Origin of the sequence: Mesobacillus sp. S13 (assembly GCF_020422885.1) — a bacterium.
GTDB lineage: Bacteria > Bacillota > Bacilli > Bacillales > Cytobacillaceae > Mesobacillus > Mesobacillus selenatarsenatis_A.
This window is the reverse complement of record NZ_CP084622.1, coordinates 357,317-379,866: the sequence shown is the minus strand read 5'-3', so window position 1 is coordinate 379,866 and position 22,550 is coordinate 357,317. Positions and strand designations below refer to the sequence as shown.

The window sequence follows — 22,550 nt, the reverse complement described above, 5'->3', positions numbered from 1 at the left end:
GAATACTATCACGCAGTTTTAAATCTTATAGTCCAGAAAACTCACTAGCTTCGTAGTATTCTGAATCAATTAGTTCTTTCTTAACGTTCTCTTCGTCTACCACAATTACGTCTGTTTGTTTCGCTTTCACATCAACTTTTCCATTGTTGTAAGAACCAGTTGTAGCTGGTTTTTTATCATCCAGGATGTCGATTGCCATGTCAATTGCGTCTGCAACCAGTGTTCTTACATCTTTAAATACAGTCATAGATTGCTTGCCATCAATGATGTATTGAATAGAAGCTTTCTCAGCATCTTGACCTGTCACTACGAAACTAGAAATGTCAGAGTCTGTTCCGAAAACATCTGCAATGGATCGAGCCGTTCCATCGTTTGGAGCTAAGACTGCTACATCACCTTTTAAATTAGCACCTGCTGCTGTTAAGTGTGTTTGCGCTTTATTTTTCGCTTCGTTAGGATCCCAGTTTGTTGTTACCTGACCCAGGATTTTTCCTAACTCATCACGAGTAAGGTCTTGCTTATCTTTTAATGCTTCTGCTTCTGTAGAGTTAGCGATTACAAAAGTACCATCTGCAATCTTCGGCTGAAGAACTTTCCAAGCACCTTCAAAGAATAAAAATGCGTTATTATCAGAAGAAGCACCTGCATAAAGGTATAGCGGAACGTTTGAGCCTTCTACATTGTCAATTAAGTATTGAGCTTGAGCGGCACCTACTGCCAAACTATCAAATGTTACATAATAATCAATTGCATCTGTTTCTGTAATTAAACGGTCATAGGCGATAACGGTTACGCCTTCTTTTTTCGCTGCTTCTACTGCAGAACCAGCTGCTGCACCATCATGAGGAGCAATAATTAATACTTCAATACCTTTGTTTAGCAAAGTTTCTACGTTTTCTTTTTCCTTTGCAGAAGAACCTTGGCTGAATAAAATTTCAGTCGTGTAATCAGAATCAGCTAATGCATCTTTAAAGCGCTGTTCATCTTGCACCCATCTCGGCTCATCCTTCGTTGGAAGAACAATTCCTACACTCACTTTACTGCTTCCGCCAGTTGTCCCGCTGCATGCAGCCAGCATTCCAGTTAACACAGTCATTACAATCAAAACAGAAAATAATTTCCAAACTTTTTTCACTAATATTTCCCCCTTTAAAGATGAAATTAATTTGCTACAATTCCATCATATAGCGGACAATACACTTTGAAAGCGTTAACATATAGTAATCTTTTATTATCTTCTGTACTTTTTTAGCTTTTCTGAAAAAAGAGCCCACCAGTTTTATGTAGTTTCTTAAATGGCTTTACAAAAAGCTGTTTATTAAAGAAACGTATCTGTCATAATGAGTACAAGCGTCACTCATCAGATAAATTTTCTTATGATCATGAACAAGAAAATTCCAAAACTAAAGCAGGAACCCGATAGGTTCCTGCTCTAGTTTTGGAATTTATATTTCGGTCATATTATGACGCCTTCTTGATTTCAACCACTTTCCCTTCTTCACGCCATTTCTTGAATTCTACGGCAGCTGTGAAGAGGACGTCTGTGGATGAGTTAAGGGCTGTTTCAAAGGAGTCTTGCAGAACACCAATGATGAATCCTACAGCAACCACTTGCATAGCGACATCATTCGGGATGCCGAACAAGCTAGATGCGAGCGGGATCAGCAGCAGGGAACCGCCGGCAACGCCTGAAGCACCAGCAGCACTGATAGCAGCCAAAACACTTAGGATGACAGCAGTCGGCAGATCCACTTGAATGCCCAGCGTATGGACTGCAGCCAGTGTCATTACTGAGATGGTTACAGCTGCTCCAGCCATATTGATGGTCGCTCCTAATGGAATGGATACAGAATAAGAGTCTTTATCAAGGCCTAATTCTTCACATATCTTGATATTCACAGGGATATTTGATGCAGAACTTCGAGTAAAGAAGGCTGTAATGCCACTTTCTTTTAAACATTTTAAAACAAGCGGATATGGATTTTGCCTGATCAATGTGAACACGATAATTGGATTGACAACAAGGGCCACAACAAGCATGCAGCCGATCAGGACGGCAAGCAATTTTCCATAGCCAAGCAAAGAACTGATTCCGTTTGTCGTAATCGATTCAAATACAAGCCCCATGATGCCCAGCGGTGCGAATTTGATCACCCAGGCAACGATCTTGGACATAGCATCGGCTAAGTTCCCAATCACCGTCTTTGTTGAATCAGCTGCACTCTTCAGAGCAAAACCAATCAGGGCTGCCCATGCTAAAATACCGATATAATTTGCATTTATAATAGCGTTAACTGGATTGTCCACGATGTTGAGCAGCAAGGTTCTTAAAACCTCTACCACACTTCCAGGAGGCGTCATGCCCTCCGCACCAGCAGTAAGCTTCAAGCTCACCGGGAACATAAAACTAGCAATAACGGCAATGAGTCCAGCTGCAAACGTTCCTAAAAGATATAAAGAAATAATCGTTTTCATGTTTGTTTTATGCCCGCGTTTATGCTGGACAATCGCCGACATAACTAAAAATAATACCAATACAGGGGCAACTGCTTTCAGGGCACCTACAAACAGAGACCCTAAAATCGCAACCGGCTTTGCAAGCTCAGGAACCGTTAATGCGAGAACCACACCAATTACTAAACCCGCAATAATCTGTTTCACCAGGCTTACTTGTTTCAACTTCCCTAGTAATTCTTGCATCGTCATCTCCCCTTAATGTAAATTCTTTTTTTACATTGCATTTGCAAGATAAACAATGAACGTCCCGTTGTCCTCCTACAAAACACAAATGTCCTTGTTATGTGTATTATAGATGTTAAAATGGTATATTACAATATAAAAATTCTAATATACTAAAAGTCTAAACTATCTTAATACTCAGATAATAATACACCATATTATATTTACCTGTTAATAGATAATTCTACCCAATAAAGGTCCCTTTTTAAGGGAACCAAAATCTCAACCAGCTTTCTTTTGGCTGCTAAAAAAGCCTCATCCCACAACGAATAAGACTCTCTAATATTATGCAAGTACTATTTTCGCAACAGCCTCCACATGCGAAGTGATGCTGTTTAGACTCATGAAAAATCCCTCAAACTCGCAGCCTGAGGGATTTCAAGTTATCATTCAAATTGATTAATAGATTCCGACCGCATCGAATCCTGATTGTACGGCTGCCTCTTCCTCGCTGCCTTCACCATAAAGATCAATTGCAGACTGGACAATCGCCTGTCTTGCATCGCTAAAATCGGAATTGGAAGTTAAGTAAACCGTTAAAGCGCGATAATAGATCTTCCCTAATTTTTCTCTTCCAAGGTCTTGGGCAATCAAGTATGCGGCATGGTTTGTAATCGACGAGTTAACATGGACTCCCCCGCCGTCTACCGAAGTTGGCATATGATAAAACTCGTCCATATGGTCTGGATAGACTCCGCCATTTGTACTGTATGCCCTTCTTTGCTCATTGCTGACGACAACACCATTTGGATTGCTCAAGCTGCGCAATACGGTTGAACCGTTAGCCCTAGCCTCCGGTGCCATAATATCCTCGCCCATTTCCCAGTCACTGTCATCAACCAGCGCACCAAATACATCGGCAAATGATTCGTTCAGTGCCCCTGATTGATTACGATAAACTAAATTTGCCGAATGAGAGATTACACCATGTGTCATCTCGTGAGCTGCAACATCCAGGCCAGCTGATAGGGATATCATGAATTTTCCGTCACCATCACCGTAAGTCATCCAGCGCCCATTCCAGGAAGCATTGTTGTAACCATTCCCAAAGTGAACTTTTGAAATGATCGCCATCCCGTTCCCATCAAGGGAATTACGGCCATGCTCATTCAGGAAATAATCATAAACTTTTTCGGAATTATAGTGCGCATCGACAGCCGCTCGATCATAATCGCTGATAAAAGCTGCCGAGTTCCCTATATGAACACTATCATTACTGGAGCTATAATCATTTTTAGCATCATAGGTTACGATGCCTCCAAGGTTCTCATGAGAATAATCGGCTAATGAAAATTTTGTTCCAGAATTCGGCTCTTTCACCTGCGTGATATGGAGCTCCCTGTGTTCGCCATGTACACCTTTTCCTGCACCTTTCTGCGTTTGTTCGTCAGCATGCATCAAACCATTGTACTGATCGATTACCTCTCCCGTTTTTGCATCCACAAAAACGAACCAGTTGCCAGGCTCCTCTCCCATGAAGTTGACATTCACTTTATATGCTGTGTAATTTTTACCCTCAAAAGGCAGGATAACAAGCTCAGAAGTTGGTTCGTATGTCAGTTCCTCAGGTGCATTGACAGAAGCCATTGCCGCGCTCAAAGCATCATCGCTGCTTAATGACGCATTTATGTCGACTGAATCTGCTGTAATGGTCTGATTGGTTCTTCCGTTGACAGACACGATTTCATTATCCTTATTAAAATGAACAACAACCTCGGCGCCTTCAACATTCACACCATTTACAGATTGATTAAAGCGTACGTGAGTCATACCGAGTTGATCTTTTTCAGTGCTCTTTACCTTGAGGTTTTGATCAGGATGAGGAATTCCCGTTTTGTCTTGGTTTTTCTTCAGATAATTTAGCGCATTAGAGGCTGAGCTCGATGAGAATTTCTCTGAATATCGCTCCTTCACGAACAAAGGAACACTTGCCTTCTCATTCCACTCCTTGAAAGCTTGTCCACTGCCAGCCATACTTGAATCAGCTGGCTGAGCGAGCACACTGCTAACAGGAATAGAGCCTACCAACATTGCCGACGACAAAACTACGGGTAAAATAAACTTCTTCTTCAAAAACCATTCCTCCCATCAATTTCCATTGGATGGGTTAATTATATATTTCCAAAAACGAAATATCATGAATAATTAGAATTATTTGAATAAATTTAAAAACTGGATAAAATATCCTAAATTTACGAGTTCAAGTAGGCTCCTTGTCCTTCTAATTCCCTTCAATGACTCAGGCATTTTGGATTACCAATTTATAGTTGGAAGAAGTCAACCATGATATCCATTCACAAAAAATAGAGACCCCTAAATTCGAGGCCTCTATCTTCTTAGCTTCCACCATATCTATTACTGTTCACCAGTAGCATCAGAGTTATTGGCAGCAAATTGCTTCAGCAATTCACGCACTTCACCTGTTGACTTAGTATTCATTAGTTGATTTCTCAATCCACTCGCCCCAGGGAATCCTTTGACATAGATTTTGAAAAAGCGATGCAGAGCCGTGAACGGTCGCAGTTCTAAATGCGAATACTTGTCATGCAAATCCATATGCAGGCTTAGGAGATCAAGCAATTCCTCACTGCTATGCTCTTTCTTCTCCATCTCAAAGGCAAATGGATTATGGAAAATGCCCCGCCCAATCATCACCCCATCAACACCATACTGCTCAACCAATTTCAAGCCAGTCTGGCGGTCGGGGATATCCCCATTGATGGTCAGAAGGGTATCCGGTGCCACCTCGTCACGGAGCTTCTTAATCTCCGGGATCAGCTCCCAATGCGCAGGCACTTTACTCATTTCATCCCTTGTGCGCAGATGAATGGAAAGATTAGCAATATCTTGTTCTAATATGTGTTTCAGCCAGCTCTTCCATTCGTCTACTTCTGAGAAACCAAGCCTTGTCTTTACACTTACAGGCAATCCTCCTGCTTTTGCTGCCTGGATTAATTCAGCTGCTACTTCCGGACGGCGGATCAGGCCGCTTCCTTTGCCATTCTGTGTGACATTGGGTACAGGGCAGCCCATATTGATATCGAGGCCCTTAAAGCCCATTTCTGCCATACCAATACTCATTTTCCGAAAGTTCTCAGGCTTGTCCCCCCAAATATGCGCGACAATCGGCTGTTCATCCTCTGTAAAAGTCAAACGTCCCCGGACACTTTGGATTCCATCTGGATGGCAATAACTCTCGCTATTTGTAAACTCGGTAAAAAACACATCAGGCCTTGCCGCTTCACTCACTACATGACGAAAAACCACATCCGTCACTTCTTCCATTGGTGCCAGTATAAAAAATGGCCGTGGTAAATCACGCCAGAAATTTTCTTTCATATTCGTTCAATCCCTCTCATCATGGGATAACAGCTTTTCCATCCCAAAATTAAAAAGCAGAATGCTTCTGCTCCAATACACTTATACCATGCCTAAGCCCTTTTTATCAAACTGATCGTTGATGGCAATTTTAACTTTACACTCACTAAGCATCCTATAGAGCTTGTTAAAATAATATGTTGCCTGAGACCTATATCCCACATCCGCGCTCGAACGGGTTTCACATACTTACCCCTTTACATAAAATGTGAAGAAACTCTTTTACAGGAGGGACAACAATGGCTACCATCAGTCTCTGCATGATTGTTAAAAATGAAGAAGAAGTGTTGGGGAACTGCCTCACTAGTGTACAGGAAATCTGTGATGAAATCGTAATCGTCGATACGGGGTCGACTGATCGGACGAAGGAAATAGCCAGGCAGTTCACTGACAAAGTACTTGATTTCGAGTGGATTGACGACTTCTCCGCAGCTCGGAATTTCGCCTTCAGCAATGCCACGATGGAGTATATCCTTTGGCTGGATGCTGACGATATTCTGCTTCCAGCTGACCAGCAAAAGTTCAAAAAGCTGAAAACCTCCCTGAATCCGGATTTTGATGCTGTCTCCATGATCTACGTCATCCTCAGGGATGAATTTGGGAACCCGACCTTCCATTACCGAAGAAACCGCCTGGTGAAGAGGAGCAAGAACTTCAAATGGATCGGACCCGTACATGAATATCTTGATGTTAGCGGCAATATTTTATCCTCTGATATATCCGTCGAGCATAAGAAGGATGAAAAACAATCGACCGGCCAGTCATCTGACAGGAATCTAAGAATATATGAAAACCGGATTAAAAGAGGCGAGGAATTTTCCCCGAGGGATCTATACTATTATGCCAATGAACTTCGTGATCACAGGAAGTATGATAAAGCGATCATTTATTATAACGAGTTCCTTGGAGGCAAAAAAGGCTGGGTGGAGGACAATATAAGAGCCTGTTTGAATCTGGCTGATTGTCATGGCCACAGAGGAGAAAAGGACGAAGAAATGGAAGCTTTGCTGAAGTCACTGTCTTACGATGCCCCCCGCCCTGAACCTTGCTGCCGCATCGGCGATCTTTTCAAAGCCAAAAGAGATTATCAAACAGCAGTTTTTTGGTATACTACCGCCACACAGATGAGTAAGGATACAGCCGGCTTCCAGAACCAGGCATATTTAACATGGTATCCGCATCTACAATTATGTGTGTGCCATTGGGAATTAGGCAATGTAGAAAAATCAGTTGAACACAATCAGAACGCCAAAAAATACCGGCCGGATGACAAGCAGGTCTTGTTCAACGAGAAATTTTTCAACGATTTTTTGAAAAGTAAAAAAGGAAAGAAGTAAGGGCAACCCCTTACTTCTTTTTACATTTCGAACAAAAACTGATTCCATTCAGGCACCGTTTTTTCAATCGAATAATTTTCCAGGACATGTCGACTTCCTTCTTTTCCATACTCTAACAATTCGTCTTTTTGGTCCAGGAAATGCGTTATGGCTTTAACATAAGCAGCTGGATCAGCACTGTCCAGAACTAGGTGCTTCGCAACAGGAGGTGCCACTTCCTTCACATAGCCAATATTGGTAGAAATGACAGGTACTCCACATGCATAAGCTTCCAAGGCAGGAGCAGGACCCCCTTCGTTGTTTCCCGTGATTAGCAGCAAATCAATCGAATGATAATAATCTGGCATCTTTTCCACAGGAACGTAGGAGTCCAGAGTCGCTTCTTTAAAAACAACTTTTGAGTTATCTTCAAAAGCAGCTTTTACTGGTTTGTAAAGAGTTTCATAGTTTTTACTTTTCTTTTTCGCATCACCAACCCAGCCAATTACAAGCTTCTCGCTGTCTTTTTTCACTGCAGGTTTAAAGAGTTCGGTATCGACAAACTGCTTTAAGTATTTAACCTTGCAATCGGGTACAATGTTCCCCAAAACAGAAGCAAGCTTTGGATTTATGCACCCGATCTTGTTGATCCTTTTTAAATACTTATCAATGAAAGGCTGATTTAATTCGATGTCACCCAGCCATTCCTTATATTCGGTCTGGTTTTTTGTAAAATAAAAGTAGGATACCGCTAACGAACTATCTACCCGTATTCCCACCTTCAGCAAGTATTCTGCCAGACCTAGACACATGGAAGAAATGACTTCATATTGGTCATTAATCTTTTTCGCGCCTTGTGCTGCAACTCGATTATAAACTGATTGAATCGATGCTATTTCAAGTTCAGGGTTATGCGCTTGAACGACCATTGCATGCTTGCCTAGAACCCACCAATCCACATCATAGACAAGTAAAAATCTTTTCATTAACAACTTCCTTTCAGCTATAACGAATTACTGCCTGCTGCTGTCAATCGTCTTCTTCAATCCCTCTTTCAAAGAAAACTTAGGCTTCCACCCTAGTTTTTTTTGAGCCAATTGGTTATTCAGGCAGCTATGGAGAATATCGCCGGTCCGGAATTTTTTATGGATGGGTGCCAGCTTTGTATTCAATAAGGAATTGATTTCCTCCACGAGCGAGTTAATAGTCAATTCGTGATTACTGCTTATATTGAATACACCGCGGCAATCCCTTTCCAAAGCAGCGATATTAGCACCAGCGACGTCTTCTACATAAATAAAGTCCCTTGTTTGTTCTCCGTTACCAAAGATTACAGGCGATTCATTATTGAGCATTTTTTTTATGAAAATCGAAACGACACCACCTTCTCCCGCTGCATCCTGTCCGGCTCCATAGACATTCGCATACCGCAAGATCGTATAATCTAAGTCATATTGCTGGGAATAAAGGGAGATATACATTTCTGGCGTGTATTTCGAAATGCCATAGTTTGATAGAGGTTTAACAGGGTGTCGTTCGTCCACAGGCAAATAGACGGGGTTTCCATATACTGCGGCCGAAGAGGAGTAAATCAATTTACAACCGTATTTTTTACATAGCTCCAATATTTTCAGCGTACCCAAAATATTGACCTCAGCGTCCAGCGCAGAGTTCTCAATTGATTTCTGGACATTGATTTGTGCTGCAAGATGGATGACTGCATCTGGTCTTTCCTTTTCAAAAATAGACCCTAAACCGTCATCTAGTATATTCAAAGAATAAAATGCAGCCCCTGGATTCAAGGAATCCTTTTTTCCAGAAGAAAGATTATCCACTACTACTGTTTCATAGCCTTTGTCCACCAGCGCATTCACAACATGCGAGCCGATAAAACCTGCTCCTCCTATTACCAATAACTTCATTACCTTCTCCCTTCGAAGCTTAAGTATATTGTTTCCTCTATACCTTATGTTGTTTTTCAGGCCATTGTTCGGGCTTCATTTATGAACCATTCATTTAGCCTGAAAATATAATGTTGGGACTGTAAAAATCACAAGGAAGGAGACTTATCTTGAGTTACTCAATCTCTAAGGAAGAATGGGAAAAGATCTTTAATCTTGGATATCCTGGACAATGGGATAAAGCCTCATTGGCTTCAGAAGCTATCTATAGAGGCGGGGAGGATCTCATACAAAGAAGATTAATGGATAATCAATATCTCCCTTATAATATTGAAGACATTATTGATGAGGGCTTGAAGAGTTTCTCAAACGACATTATCCAACTTAAAACTCCACATGAAGTAAAGAATCAAATTTGGCACGCCATGAAAGAAAAAAATGGCTTAAGTGTCATTCGTTTAGGTGATGGTGAACTTTTGGCGCTAGCACATGATGTTTTGGTTCCTTCTGATGTAATCAACAAAAGTGGAAAATTAAAATATGCACTAGGTGGATTCACAGTACCCAATATTGAAAAAAGAAACGAACTTACCAGAAATTTATTTGAAGCTGACTTTATTGGTATTCCAGCTGCCAGATATCCAACTTACCAGCGATTATTTAATAAGCTTGCCAAATCACTGAAGCTGCCTTTGAAAAATATGAATATTACCGATTCTCGCATAAATTATTTGATGAATGACGGATTCACAATCTATCATGACCTGCTATCTAAATATCGCATTCTACTTATCGGAAACCGTGCAGAAGACGGCATGCAGTATTTTAAAAATTTGGGATATAAGTCGATTGTGGGCGCAGTAGCGGTACCTAATATTTATGAAGTTCCGAAAGTACTTGAAGAAATAAATCAATATGAATTCGATGCTGCCTTTGTGTCCGCTGGAATTCCAGCAAACCTAATATGTGTTGACATAGCCAAAAGGGGTAAAGTGGCCATCGATTTTGGCCATCTATTAGATTGGTATATAGATGGAAGGAAAAGAATCAGACAAAATTAAAAAGTAGGGAGATAATATGATAAGTGTAGTGCTAGCTGTTTATAACAGTGAACAATTCATTGGCGAGGCGATCCAGAGTATTTTAAACCAGACGTTAGCCGACTTTGAATTGATCATTATCAACGATGGGTCCACAGATCGCAGTGAAGATGTGATCCTATCTTTTAAGGATCCACGCATTCGTTACTTTAAGCAAGAGAACAAAGGAGTAGCAGGAGCAAAAAATGCGGGGCTAAAGCAGGCAAAAGGAGAATATATCACGATCCATGATTCTGACGACATATCCCTTCCCAATAGATTTGAAAGGATGCTAAAGGGGTTGGAATCAAGTGACATCGGATTTGTCCACAGTGACATGCTTTTGATGACTGAGAAGGGCAAGCCATTTGGCTACTGGCAATCCAACAATATTTTTCCCGAAGATATATACCCTTTTTTCCTTAGTATAGGTACGCCTTTTAATAATCCTACTATCATCTTTAAAAGAGAAGCCATTAATGGAATTTTGCATGATGAACAAGTAAAGGTCGGTTCCGATACAGATTTAGTTCTGCAAATTGCCCGTGAGTGGAAATCCCATCATATCCCAGAACCCTTATACCTATACAGAAGACATCAAACTAATGTCACGAACAATAAAGATCCAGAAGTATTGACCAGGCATGTAAGAAAGAATTTAAGAGATGAGGACTTGAAGTGGATCCCGGAAGCAGATTGGGATTCAGCCGAGGGGAACGCGCTATTTACCGCAAAACTGATAGCAGGTGTTGCTCTTTCAAGAAGAGGAATGCTGGACGATGCAATCTATATGTTCAGGGATGCCATTCCTATGATCAACAGTCAATCTGACAGGGATTTTTATGAAGGAATGAAAGCTCTTGTAGAAAAGGATTATCACCGTTCCGTAAAAATGTTTTGTAAAGCAGAAGAGAAAGATCATATTCTCGAAAATTACCTCGGCGAAGCCTACCTTGCTTTAAAAAAGTATGATGAAGCCTTCTCACATTTTATAAAAGCCCTATCCATTCATCCGAATTATAACGAACCTGTGCAAAACATAAGAGCTATAGGTATAATAAAAGGCCAAAATACGATTGATCGCCGTGTGAATAGATATAAATAACCCTCTAAAATTATAGAGGGTTATTTCATTTACGGTTCTACTTTATAGAAAAACTCTGCTGAACCAGTCGCTTCGCCTAATAGTTTTATTGCCTCAACCGAAAACGGATCTTGCTGTTCCTTTTCCCCTGCCAATATGCCTAATTTATAAAAATCAGCGTTGTGTGGATGTTCTTTAATGTATTGCTTTAACATTCTTTTCGCTTCTTGTTTTCTTTGCAGCCTGATTAATGTTAATACAATCCATTTTGCCCAAACCGCTTTATCTTTTGACGTATCCCCATTATATAATTGTGTAAATTCTTCTAATGCCTTATCATATTGTTTTTTCAGAAAGGATTGATAACCTTTTAAATCATACAAATGCAGCTTCTTTAATGGCCACACAGGACAATAGCATTCCTCAACAATTCCTTCATCGCAGTTTTTCCTTATTGCGACTACTTCCCACCTCGCTATTTGCGGAACTTTTTCTATTGAATAAATAACAGGAGCCTTTACAATATCTGCATTCGTTACAAGGAGCATTTTTTTCAGCTTTATATAATCTTCCTTATATAAACAATCTTTTTCTTTTATGGCTATATCCCAATCATCTAAGGTGCAATCAGGTAAAACTCCGTGCCCAGCAATGTTTTTATAATACACAAGGATATTCTGAATGATGTTGTTCCATTTGTATTGATTTGCAGTAGCTATTCCATTGGTTATTAAGCTCTCTTTTAGACCTGCATCTGTAAGCACTTCTTTTATTTTTTCAGCCATATCGACAGAATCCTTCATATTACTAATTAAGGCGTTCTGACCATGTACAGCGTATTCCAGTGAACCTGTATTATTCGTTGTAACAACAGGACAACCACAGGACATTGCCTCAAGAGGTGGCAGTGGAAAATTCTCGTATGTTGACCCACAAATATATATAGCAGCACCTCTGTAGAGGCTGCCAATCTTTTGTTGTCTTGGGTTGACAAATACTCGCGTGACCCGGCTTCTTAACTTTTCAGAGGGCTCTTCCGGTGTGATCCAATACAAATCAATCTCAAAATCTTCTTTTACTTTTTCATATGCATCAATGATATCAGGAATACCTTTAAAAGCTGCACTTTCTCCTCCTACCATCAATAAGTATGGACGTTCTCCTAACTCTTTATCTCCATTTACACAAAACACACTTTCATCTACTGCATTGGGGAAAACCTGTGCTTCTCTTCCATATATCTTTGTAATCAATCCTGCTGCCTGGTGCGAAACAGTGAATACAAAAGAAGGAATTTTATATTGTTTTTGGATAAAGTTCTTTAATGTTAAATTCATTGAATCATAGTCAAATAAATGAAAATCGCCCTGTTCAAAATAAACAACAGGTGCAATGCCTGTTTCAATGCATGCCTGAATGTGATCCCAGTATGTGGCTACAATTACATCACAATCCGGGATTCCTTTTGCCAGGTCAAGATCAAAGGGTACTTGGATATATTCCGCTTCAATCGGAAACCATGACGGCTTCTGATAATGTGAAACAAGCGTTACTTTAGCACCAACCTCTTGTAATTTGTTCGCATGTTCAAATATTACTTTTACACCGCCACAAATTCCTACATGGGTCATTGCATAAACAATATGGAGCTGGTCTTTTCGTTTTCTTCTTCGTGGATTTAACAATTGCTTTTCAGCCATTTGAAGACGTGCCAGACGTTTGTTGAATTCATTTGATCTTAGCGTTTGAATCATTCAATCACCCGTATCTTTAATTTCATCTTGATATCTTATGGGAAATTCCCTCAAAAGTGCGACCAAGTTCTATAAAACATAATCTGATTAATCTAAACCTAATAGAAATATGAAAACCCCTCATTTTACCCCAAAGGGGAAATGAAGGGTTCATTTACTTGTTATTGTGGATCAGCAAATTCAATATCACATGTTGAAACAGCTGTATCAGTCGTAATAACGTTTCCTGTTTGTTGTCCTATGAATATTATGCCAACCGCTTTAGAGTTTACACGTCTGTTACCAGTTGCATTTCCGCCAGCAGATATATTATAAGTTGTGCCAATCATTAAAGCATTTCTTATTTCCTGCTCACAATCATCTTCACAGCTTACCTCAGGTGGTTCTGGTAAATTCAGTGGTACAATTCCTAATGTTTCAAAATTAGTATTAGGGGTTCTAATCCAGGCAATCTTACAAATACTTATAATAGTTCCATCATTAAGTGTAACTATTCCTTCTCCAACCTGCGATACATTCGTTATTGACCCTGTGACGGTACCGCCGTTTTCAGTATTTATTTGAACGTTAACTGATCCTGTCGCGCCAGCAATCTGCAACAATACATTCCTGATTTGCTCTGTACAAGTACATTCAAGTTCGTCACATTCACATATTCCAGTTGGTCCGGTCGGTCCGGTTATTCCGGTTGGCCCCGTTGGTCCTGTCGGTCCGGTTGGTCCTGTTGGTCCCGTTGGTCCCGTTGGTCCGGTTGGTCCTGTTGGCCCCGTCGGTCCTGTTGGCCCGGTTGGTCCCGTTGGTCCTGTCGGTCCGGTTGGTCCTGTTGGTCCCGTTGGTCCTGTTGGTCCCGTTGGTCCCGTTGGTCCTGTTGGTCCCGTTGGCCCCGTTGGCCCGGTTGGTCCGGTTGGTCCTGTTGGTCCTGTTGGTCCCGTTGGCCCGGTTGGTCCTGTTGGTCCCGTTGGTCCTGTTGGTCCCGTTGGTCCCGTTGGTCCTGTTGGTCCCGTTGGCCCCGTTGGCCCCGTTGGCCCGGTTGGTCCTGTTGGTCCTGTTGGTCCTGTTGGTCCCGTTGGTCCTGTTGGTCCTGTTGGTCCTGTTGGTCCCGTCGGTCCTGTTGGTCCTGTTGGTCCTGTTGGTCCTGTTGGTCCCGTCGGTCCTGTTGGTCCCGTTGGTCCTGTTGGTCCTGTTGGTCCCGTCGGTCCTGTTGGTCCCGTTGGCCCGGTTGGTCCGGTTGGTCCTGTCGGTCCGGTTGGTCCTGTTGGTCCGGTTGGTCCTGTTGGTCCCGTTGGCCCCGTTGACCCGGTTGGTCCCGTTGGTCCCGTAGGTCCTGTTGGTCCTGTCGGTCCTGTTGGCCCCGTTGGTCCTGTTGGTCCTGTTGGTCCCGTTGGTCCGGTTGGTCCCGTTGGTCCCGTTGGTCCGGTTGCTCCAGTTGGTCCTGTGGCTCCGGTTGCTCCGGTTGGCCCGGTTGGTCCGGTTGGTCCGGTTGGTCCGGTTGCTCCAGTTGGTCCAGTTGGTCCTGTCGCTCCGGTTGCTCCAGTTTCTCCGATTGGTCCTATTGCTCCTGTTGCACCGGTTACACCCGTTGCTCCTGTTGCTCCTGTTGGCCCCGTCGGTCCGGTTGGTCCGGTTGGTCCTGTTGGTCCTGTTGGTCCCGTTGCTCCTGTCGGCCCGGTCACTCCGGTTGCTCCTGCTGGCCCCGTCGGTCCGGTTGGCCCGGTTGGTCCTGTTGGTCCTGTCGCTCCGGTTGCTCCCGTTTCCCCGATAGGCCCGATTGCCCCGGTCGGTCCGGTTGGCCCTGTCGGCCCGGTCGGTCCAGGTGCTCCTCCACCAATTGGGACTTGTTGTTTCTGAAGCAGCTTGATTGTAAACTTGACAATCATCTTCTCTACAATGTTTCTAAAGGATCCCTCAAATATTGCTCCCTCGTGTAACGGTACCCTGTCTGTTGCTTCATCGTATTCTATAATATTGCTAGATACCAAATCGCAGTAGGGAAGTTCATTATAGTGTTGGGTACTGGATTGATGAAATGTTGAAGGGTCGCTCGTTAGCAGCTCATCTTTTTCAGGATAACCTTCCGATAAAGGTTCTTTAAGCAAGAAATCAAATTCACTGCGCTGGTTAAATCGAACATTTACTGGACGAGTTATGAACTCCCTAATTGGAGTGGCACACTCAAAAGGAACTTTCACAGTAAGAGACCGAATATCCGAGTCTATAGACTTCCGCTTCCATCCCTTGGGTGCAGCAGCGTATCTGATATTTTTTTCTACATATCCTTTAATGAATAGCTGATTGGTTGGCACCAGCAAACGACATTGAACAAGGACTACTCGTTTTTTGATATCCTTGATTTCCAGCACGTCTTCTGGAAAAGTAATGTCAGCTTTTACCGAGGTACTTACTTCAATTTCAGCTAAAACTACAGGTACCTTGCTTATCCTTGCATCAAAATTCACATCCGGTACTACGTTTCTGTTTGAACAATTGCTAATATTCGCCGAAAAATCCTTATTGTGATTCTCTTTATCTCTCAATAATCTCACTCCCTTATTTTTTATTGAGAACACAATATCTTATGGGAATTTCTTTACAGAGGATTGGACTATCAGGAAACGTAGGAGAAAATCCACGTTTGTCTTAGAACATAAATGGAGGTAGAAGCTGTGAAGGAGGTCAAGCTTTAGAATCTTGGAATTATTGTTATGAATCGCCGAACGAGTAAAACTGTTTTTGTTCTTTAAAAGGCATAAAAAAAGACAACTCCCAATTGGTATTGCCTTTCTTGGTTATAGGTTGTGCTACACACTTCAGGGACGCCGCAGGGAAGTAGCAACACATAAGGTCTGGTAAGTCATTACTTTTTTAGTGAGCGGAAATATAAGAAAAGAACTCCATGTTCTCTCATTTATATACTTATTTTATATTCGTCTCATAATGCTCTTCATTAAGTCTCACTACTTCAAGTTCTTTTATATTCTCATTTAGTTTCATTGCCAAACTTTCAATTCCAAAGAATTCTGTGAAGGTATGACTGCCAATGATCAGATTCATCCCTTTAAACTGAGCATATTGAATCGTATACAAATTACATTCACCTGTAATGTATACATCACAATCATTTTCAACAGCTTCCTTAAGGCAAGCTGTTGGCGCTCCATTGCCACAAACCAAGCCCACTCGCTTTACCGTTTTATCATTAAACCTCCAAGATTTAACTGGTTCTTCAAGCAAATGTTCCATCTTTTTTACTAAGTCATTAAATTCGATTTCTTCATCATACTCTGCGATTCTTCCAAAATATAACCCTTCCCATTCGTGGGTTCTTTTAACAGGTTCTAAATTCAATTTTCCTAATAGACTATCATTTGTCCCAAAGTTACAGTCATCAAGTGGCAGATGATTATAGTAGTGACTAATGCCATATTCAGCTAGTTTTTCTACGCATGCCTCTTTCAACCCAAATATTTCATCCCAGGCATCGTGGTGTGTCACCATCATATCAACACCATGAATCCTTGCTTCCTCAATCGTTTCAAGTGTTAGGTTAACACAGTATCCCAATTTCTTAATCCTTTGATCTGCCTGGTAAGTAATTCCCGATTCACTTGAATAGATTTTCTTATTCGTTATATTGAACAGATCATTAATTCTTTCAACAATATATAAAGCATCCATATACTGACCTCCTCCATTCCATCTTGTTTTGCCTAAATTTACTCATTACATTATTACCATGGTTGAAATCTAAAGATGGAATTAATTGAGGTAACCGCAATGAATACTACAGAAATAACAACTGAACCCAACGTATTTCCAATACTCACGGCCAACTGCCGCTGAATTTAACAGCAATAGTCATAAGGATGCAGCGGAAGGCAAGCACGGTAGATCCATTTTGCATTATACAAAGGAGCCTTCCAATGCCATGCACCTAACGCAGCAGCACATGCATCGATCGAATGGCTTTCTACTTCCACTTCAATAGGTAATTGAGTAAGTCCCTGCTCCATAAGCCAATTCCGAATAAAACTTCTAGCTGAATGTCCTTGTTTGTATGCCAACACATATTCAATATTTTGTTTGGACAGTCTCGACCCAATTACGGCCCTGGATGTACTTCCACTAAAGAAATGGGATACGCGGCGTTTAGATTCTCTATTTCTCTACTTAGTTTTATTCCTCTTAATGTTAAATACACCATTCTATTTAAGGTTGGCGGCATGATTGACCCCGATCTCATCCCTAAATTCACAATAAACTTTCTTAGTTCCCGGTCACTTTCTCTATCTCCTCCACCGTCTTGATAAGACAATGGTGCATCAATTCCGATTATTACCTCATCTAATTGGCTTTGTTCATAAATCTCTCTCAATATGTTCTGATCGCTTAAGTTATTTGCCCACTTAACCAATTGCAGGTGATTTCCCTCTTGTTTAAAAATAGTGAGAACGGTATCCTTATGATTTTTTGGACCTGATAAATCAATTCCGATTACTCTCATATAAAACCCTCACTTCCATAATTACAGGCTGTAAAACAAATTCGCGATTTAACTTAATGAATCTTCAGCAATTTTATCAGCCGTATGACCTCCTGATCGTCTCCAGTATCGATAGGGACGAGCTTTGTACTTTGAATGATCTCATTATAAAATTTTTTCCCAGCTGGGTATTTACCATCCCAGCGCAGAGGGACATTGTACACATTGATCGTGCCGTCTCCATTACCACTATAAGTCACGGAGCCATCCACCAACCGAGAACCTCCCAACTGGATGACATCCTCCGGATAACTTGCGCTTGTTTCATCGTCAGGATTCAGTTTCTCTCCAGCTGGAATGTGCTGGACATTCAATTCATCGATTTCCTGATTGGGTGCTAGTTGCAGCCAAACCCGAGCATACTCAATTTGATTACTTGTATAGTTAGATAACGCTTCCTCGTCCGCCTGATGTTCACTGTTTTCGAAATCCTGGATCAGGACGACTTTGAATTCACCATCATAGGAGACCCAACTGACTGAATCCACGCGACTCTTGTTTTTAACTTCAGGCAATTCATCCATGATCTGTTTCGCCTTATTGAACATCACTTCAGTTTCTTCATAACTCTTCGTATGTCCATCCTGAAGTTTTTCGTTGATTTCATGACTGTACTCTTCCGAATTTGGCAGCAATTTAACTGTATAGTTCGTCATTCCTGAGTCACTTTTCCATACGTCCGTTTCATAATGCGTCCCATCAATTTTATAGTGCGCATTCAGGTACTCGTCGATATTCATATTCTCTGAGACTTGTTCATCTGAAGCACCATCTGTTTCTGACGGTTGCGCTTCCTCTTCGTTGTTGTTATCTAAGTCAGGATCAACAGTTTGATTTTCTTCCTCGTTTGCTGGTGGCATATCATTCTTCACTTCAGCCTGTGAGCAGCCTGCAGCCATGACCAGCAAAACCATCATTAAAATAAAAGGTATTCTCTTCATACTTTACCCTTCCTTTATGTACGGATTTAAATAGTGTTGACTTCAAATATTCGTTAACCATCCACTAGAATACTCTTAAAAGTTCTTCAAAACTTTTAATTTTCATATCATATTCACTTACTTGGCCAAATCCGTATTCAGCATAAATAAAGGGAATCTTAGCAAATCTGGCTGCTTCTAAGTCTCCTTGTGTGTCCCCCACATAAACTGGGCTTGATAAGTTATTTCTTTCAATAACTAAGTTAATATTCTCACCTTTTGATAGACCCGTTCTACCTGGGTTTTCAAAGTCTAAAAAATACTTTTCAAGTCTATGAGACTTATAAAAAGCTTCTATGTACCCATCTTGGCAGTTACTGACGATGTATAGTTTGTATTTTTGAGAGAGCTCCTTCAGGACATTCTCTACATTGTGAAAAAGAACCCCTCCGTTTTCTTCTAAGAGAGATTGTTCTACTTCGCAAAGTTCTTTTACTAGATTTTGTCGTTCTGTATCATTTAAAGTGGGAAAAAGTTTCCTGCTTATTTCATTCATCTGTAAACCCATCGTACCTTCAAAATCCATGCGGGTTAATTCACTATTTATAAGATTACTTTTTCGTATAACGCCGTTCCATGCACTAAGTACAGTGTCTATCGGATCCCAAATGGTTCCATCCAAATCAAAAATGATACTATCCAATTCAGTTCACTCCCATTTATGTTAGCCCTTTCCTTCAGGGCTTCTAATGACTCACACCAATATAACACACCAAAAGATGGAAATAAAACAGACTAACTAAAAGAGCCTTATCCGCTATGGGATAAGACTCTCTAATTTCACAGCAGTCACGATGTGTATTTACAAAATTTAATCTATTGTTGGCAATTAGGACAAAAGTAAGTTTTTCGTGAAGAGATTTCACTTTTTATAATGGAAGCATTGCAACGAGAGCATGGTTCACCTTCTCTGTCATAAACATAAAATTGATAGCCCCCTGTTTTGCCATCTCCTTTATATAGCGGGTTTTCCATATAACCTCCTTGTTGTATTCCTCTTCTAAGGATAAATTGAATTGAATGATACAGCCGTGATAGTTGTTGATCGTCAAGATCATTGATTTTTTTATCAGGGCGAATCTCTGCATGCCAAAGAATTTCATCGGAATACCCATTCCCTATTCCAGCTAGCACTTCTTGATTGATTAATGTTGTTTTGATTGTTCCTCTTCGTTTTTGCATGATTTGATGAAAGGCATCTAATGTGAAATCAGGATCTAGCACTTCAGGCCCCAGTTTTTTGAACTCTTCCTGGACCTCTTCAGGTGATAAAAGATGCAGGTAGCCTAATCGCAGTCCAATGAAAAATAAGTGCTGTTCGCCGAATGATAGCTTTACTTGAATCGTCCTGTTTGGTTTATCTTCCTCTTTGCCAAAAAACATCCAACCGCCAAGCATCAGGTGTAACAATAAACATTTGCCATCCTGTAATTGAAAAACTAAATATTTTGCCCTTCTAGTAATTGTTTTTACAGCTTGATTTGAAACTTGTCTCGTAAACCCGTCAACCGGTACGTTAATAGACTTTTCACGCCCAACCTCAACATTCGAAACTTTTTGCCCACCTATCAATGACCCCAGCAATGTTTTATATGTTTCCATCTCTGGCAATTCCGGCATGATTTTGTCCCCCATTTTACCATTTATTTTTACAGTATTTCCTACTGGGGAGTTATTATAAATGGATGGCTTTAAGCATGAAACATGGGACAGTTCTTCCTCTCATTCGGGAAGAGGTCTATCATTTAATCAGTCAAATAATCACCACAAAAAGAGCCTTATCCACCAAAGGATAAGGCTCACAAATTTATGCTAATACGATTTTCGCGACAGCTTCACAGTGTGTTGTCTGGGGGAACATATCAACTGGCTGTACTTCTACTGTCTTGTACCCGCCATCCTCTAGAATTCGAAGGTCCCTGGCTAAGGTGGCCGGGTTACATGATACATACACAACCTTCTTCGGTTTCATGTCAATGATGGTTTGCAGCAATGCCTCGTCACAGCCTTTTCGCGGCGGGTCGACGACCAATACGTCGGCGCTGTTGCCTTCTTCGTACCATGCCGGAATAACTGTTTCGGCTTCACCGACTGCGAAATCAGCGTTCGCAATTCCGTTCAATTCGGCGTTTCTTTTTGCGTCTTCGATGGCTTCGGGAACGATTTCGACACCGAATACCTTTTTTGCTTTTTGCGCTAAAAATAACGAAATCGTGCCGATGCCGCAGTAGGCATCAATCACGGATTCTTCGCCTGTAAGTTCAGCATATTCAAGTGCTTTGTCGTAGAGGACCTTTGTCTGCTCAGGGTTGACCTGATAGAAAGAACGGGCGGAAATCGCGAACTTGATGTCACCGATATAGTCATAAATGACCTCGCTGCCCCAGAGAACCTCCGTTTTGTCTCCCATGATGACATTTGTTTTCTTCGAGTTCACGTTATGGACGATTGATTTTACCTTAGGCAGCCTTGCGACGATTTCATTCACCAGCTTCTTTTGCTGAGGAATCTCATTTGTCCTGGTCACAATCACCACCATCAGTTCACCAGTCTGTCTTCCGTAACGGGCCATGATGTGGCGAAGGACACCTTTATGGTTTTCCTCATTATATGGCTGAATGCCCAGCTCGCTGGCGATTTCTTTCACCGCCTTGATTGCCTCGTTGATTTCTTGGAGATGCAACAGGCTTTCATTCGTATCAACAATTTCATGGCTGCGCGGTTTGAAGAAGCCTGCAATCAGCTTCCCGTCCTTCTCACCAACCGGCACCTGTGCTTTGTTCCGGTAATGCCATGGGTTGTCCATTCCCAAAATCGGATGTACCACAACATCCTCAAGCTTGCCGATCCGCGTCAGCACTTGCGTCACTTGGTTTTCTTTATACTTTAGCTGCCCCTCATAGCTAATATGCTGCAACTGGCAGCCACCATATTTATGGGCATCTTCAGCCGGACACTCTACCCGGAACGCACTTCTTTCAAGAATCTCCATCATGCGCCCAAAACCGTACCCCTTGTTCACCTTGGTCACTTTGATGGTTGCTTTTTCACCAGGAAGTCCGCCCTGAACAAAAATTGGATAGCCATCAACCTTGGCTACACCCGCTCCGTCATGCGTCAAATCCTCAAACTCAACATCTATATAATCATTCTTTTTAACAGGTATCGTTTTGCTCATCATTTCCGTCCTTTGCTGTGAATTAGCTAAGTCAGATTTTATCATATTAAAGGCCGGATTGCGAAAAGCTCCGGCCTAATAATATATTTTTTACCAGCCAAATCCGGCAGGTCTCGGAGTATAATATCCAGGTCCGCCAAATCCAGGGTTGCCCTGGTATCCATAACTTCCATTCCATGGGCTCGCCTGAGATCCATACCCTGCATATCCTGGTATTCCTTGATATCCATACCCTGCGTACCCTGGTGTTCCTTGATATCCGGAATATGATCCTGGGCCTGCTGGGTATCCAAATCCCCCTGGATAACCAAATCCGCCAACGTCCGGCCCGTCTAGTATTTCTCCTCCCAAATATCCTAGTCCTGCCCCAATCAATCCAGCTGCCAATGGGCTAAAACCACCCGTTCCAAATGTTCTTGCCTGTGGTAAAAAAGGTGTCCTAATTGGATGTCTGTACATGAATGTTCTCCTTTCTCCTTTGGGTGTTTACACCATTCCTAATCACCGTATGTTATTTTAGGCAAATAGTTTGGGGAACTTGCCTACGTTTTTAAAATTTGGGCACTGCATTCAGCCGGAAACCTCAACACCAGCTTATTTT

Annotated in this window: 17 protein-coding genes and 1 pseudogene; 3 read left to right on the top strand and 15 right to left on the bottom strand. The window is 41.7% G+C overall.

The annotated features are described in order from the left end of the window. Positions 1-25 precede the first annotated feature (25 nt). The 4 genes from LGO15_RS01945 to LGO15_RS01930 form a co-directional block, all read right to left on the bottom strand. A complete protein-coding gene (locus LGO15_RS01945; protein ID WP_167832378.1) occupies positions 26-1,135 on the bottom strand; it encodes a sugar ABC transporter substrate-binding protein in 1,110 nt (369 codons plus the stop codon). A gap of 326 nt (positions 1,136-1,461) precedes the next feature. Next, the gene (gene sstT, locus LGO15_RS01940; protein WP_167832379.1) at positions 1,462-2,700 is read right to left on the bottom strand and encodes a serine/threonine transporter SstT; all 1,239 of its coding nucleotides are present in this window, start codon (positions 2,698-2,700) and stop codon (positions 1,462-1,464) included. Positions 2,701-3,138: 438 nt separating this feature from the next. Beyond that, the gene (locus tag LGO15_RS01935) at positions 3,139-4,812 is read right to left on the bottom strand and encodes a M4 family metallopeptidase (protein WP_226086468.1); all 1,674 of its coding nucleotides are present in this window, start codon (positions 4,810-4,812) and stop codon (positions 3,139-3,141) included. Positions 4,813-5,094: 282 nt separating this feature from the next. Then, a complete protein-coding gene (locus LGO15_RS01930; RefSeq protein WP_226086467.1) occupies positions 5,095-6,078 on the bottom strand; it encodes a tRNA dihydrouridine synthase in 984 nt (327 codons plus the stop codon). A gap of 278 nt (positions 6,079-6,356) precedes the next feature. Between LGO15_RS01930 and LGO15_RS01925 the strand changes: the two genes are divergently transcribed. After that, positions 6,357-7,454, top strand: a complete 1,098-nt coding sequence (locus tag LGO15_RS01925) for a glycosyltransferase (protein WP_226086466.1) — start codon at positions 6,357-6,359, stop codon at positions 7,452-7,454. Positions 7,455-7,474: 20 nt separating this feature from the next. On the opposite strand, the gene LGO15_RS01920 is transcribed toward LGO15_RS01925, so the two are convergent. Beyond that, positions 7,475-8,419, bottom strand: coding sequence for a glycosyltransferase family 4 protein (locus LGO15_RS01920; RefSeq protein ID WP_226086465.1), 945 nt, complete (start codon positions 8,417-8,419; stop codon positions 7,475-7,477). Between the two features lie 27 nt (positions 8,420-8,446). Beyond that, a complete protein-coding gene (locus LGO15_RS01915; protein WP_226086464.1) occupies positions 8,447-9,355 on the bottom strand; it encodes an NAD-dependent epimerase/dehydratase family protein in 909 nt (302 codons plus the stop codon). 149 nt (positions 9,356-9,504) lie between these two features. On the opposite strand from LGO15_RS01915, the gene LGO15_RS01910 reads away from it, so the two are divergent. Both LGO15_RS01910 and LGO15_RS01905 read left to right on the top strand, forming a co-directional pair. Then, positions 9,505-10,395, top strand: a complete 891-nt coding sequence (locus LGO15_RS01910) for a GT-D fold domain-containing protein (protein ID WP_167832385.1) — start codon at positions 9,505-9,507, stop codon at positions 10,393-10,395. Positions 10,396-10,411: 16 nt separating this feature from the next. Then, on the top strand, positions 10,412-11,518 hold the full coding sequence (locus tag LGO15_RS01905) for a glycosyltransferase (RefSeq protein WP_226086463.1): 1,107 nt from the start codon (positions 10,412-10,414) through the stop codon (positions 11,516-11,518). 29 nt (positions 11,519-11,547) lie between these two features. Here LGO15_RS01905 and LGO15_RS01900 read toward each other — a convergent pair whose 3' ends face one another. The 9 genes and pseudogenes from LGO15_RS01900 to LGO15_RS01860 form a co-directional block, all read right to left on the bottom strand. After that, positions 11,548-13,251: a glycosyltransferase family 4 protein gene (locus LGO15_RS01900; RefSeq protein ID WP_226086462.1), complete on the bottom strand. Its 1,704-nt coding sequence runs from the start codon at positions 13,249-13,251 to the stop codon at positions 11,548-11,550. Positions 13,252-13,412: 161 nt separating this feature from the next. Beyond that, positions 13,413-15,785: a CsxC family protein gene (locus LGO15_RS01895; protein ID WP_226086461.1), complete on the bottom strand. Its 2,373-nt coding sequence runs from the start codon at positions 15,783-15,785 to the stop codon at positions 13,413-13,415. 379 nt (positions 15,786-16,164) lie between these two features. Then, positions 16,165-16,926, bottom strand: a complete 762-nt coding sequence (locus LGO15_RS01890) for a Nif3-like dinuclear metal center hexameric protein (RefSeq protein ID WP_226086460.1) — start codon at positions 16,924-16,926, stop codon at positions 16,165-16,167. A 424-nt stretch (positions 16,927-17,350) separates the two neighbouring features. Next, complete coding sequence (locus LGO15_RS01885; RefSeq protein ID WP_226086459.1) at positions 17,351-17,752, bottom strand: DUF429 domain-containing protein; 402 nt, start codon at positions 17,750-17,752, stop codon at positions 17,351-17,353. A 53-nt stretch (positions 17,753-17,805) separates the two neighbouring features. Next, positions 17,806-18,168 (bottom strand): annotated as a pseudogene (locus LGO15_RS01880) (hypothetical protein); the annotation flags it as partial. A gap of 628 nt (positions 18,169-18,796) precedes the next feature. Further along, a complete protein-coding gene (locus LGO15_RS01875) occupies positions 18,797-19,414 on the bottom strand; it encodes an HAD family hydrolase (protein ID WP_226086458.1) in 618 nt (205 codons plus the stop codon). A 173-nt stretch (positions 19,415-19,587) separates the two neighbouring features. Continuing rightward, the gene (gene mutM, locus LGO15_RS01870; protein WP_226086457.1) at positions 19,588-20,391 is read right to left on the bottom strand and encodes a bifunctional DNA-formamidopyrimidine glycosylase/DNA-(apurinic or apyrimidinic site) lyase; all 804 of its coding nucleotides are present in this window, start codon (positions 20,389-20,391) and stop codon (positions 19,588-19,590) included. Positions 20,392-20,578: 187 nt separating this feature from the next. Next, entirely contained in the window at positions 20,579-21,949 is a 1,371-nt protein-coding gene (gene rlmD / locus LGO15_RS01865; RefSeq protein WP_226087794.1) for a 23S rRNA (uracil(1939)-C(5))-methyltransferase RlmD, read from the bottom strand. Between the two features lie 90 nt (positions 21,950-22,039). Then, complete coding sequence (locus tag LGO15_RS01860) at positions 22,040-22,408, bottom strand: hypothetical protein (protein ID WP_226086456.1); 369 nt, start codon at positions 22,406-22,408, stop codon at positions 22,040-22,042. Between the last annotated feature and the right edge of the window lie 142 nt (positions 22,409-22,550).

Bases quoted from the DNA above. Each gene is read 5' to 3' on its own strand.
- LGO15_RS01905 (WP_226086463.1), top strand. From the start codon at position 10,412: ATGATAAGTGTAGTGCTAGCTGTTTATAACAGTGAACAATTCATTGGC.
- LGO15_RS01925 (WP_226086466.1), top strand. From the start codon at position 6,357: ATGGCTACCATCAGTCTCTGCATGATTGTTAAAAATGAAGAAGAAGTG.
- LGO15_RS01900 (WP_226086462.1), bottom strand. From the start codon at position 13,251: ATGATTCAAACGCTAAGATCAAATGAATTCAACAAACGTCTGGCACGT.
- LGO15_RS01920 (WP_226086465.1), bottom strand. From the start codon at position 8,419: ATGAAAAGATTTTTACTTGTCTATGATGTGGATTGGTGGGTTCTAGGC.
- LGO15_RS01915 (WP_226086464.1), bottom strand. From the start codon at position 9,355: ATGAAGTTATTGGTAATAGGAGGAGCAGGTTTTATCGGCTCGCATGTT.
- LGO15_RS01885 (WP_226086459.1), bottom strand. From the start codon at position 17,752: ATGAGAGTAATCGGAATTGATTTATCAGGTCCAAAAAATCATAAGGAT.
- LGO15_RS01890 (WP_226086460.1), bottom strand. From the start codon at position 16,926: ATGGATGCTTTATATATTGTTGAAAGAATTAATGATCTGTTCAATATA.
- sstT (WP_167832379.1), bottom strand. From the start codon at position 2,700: ATGCAAGAATTACTAGGGAAGTTGAAACAAGTAAGCCTGGTGAAACAG.
- rlmD (WP_226087794.1), bottom strand. From the start codon at position 21,949: ATGAGCAAAACGATACCTGTTAAAAAGAATGATTATATAGATGTTGAG.
- mutM (WP_226086457.1), bottom strand. From the start codon at position 20,391: ATGCCGGAATTGCCAGAGATGGAAACATATAAAACATTGCTGGGGTCA.
- LGO15_RS01930 (WP_226086467.1), bottom strand. From the start codon at position 6,078: ATGAAAGAAAATTTCTGGCGTGATTTACCACGGCCATTTTTTATACTG.
- LGO15_RS01860 (WP_226086456.1), bottom strand. From the start codon at position 22,408: ATGTACAGACATCCAATTAGGACACCTTTTTTACCACAGGCAAGAACA.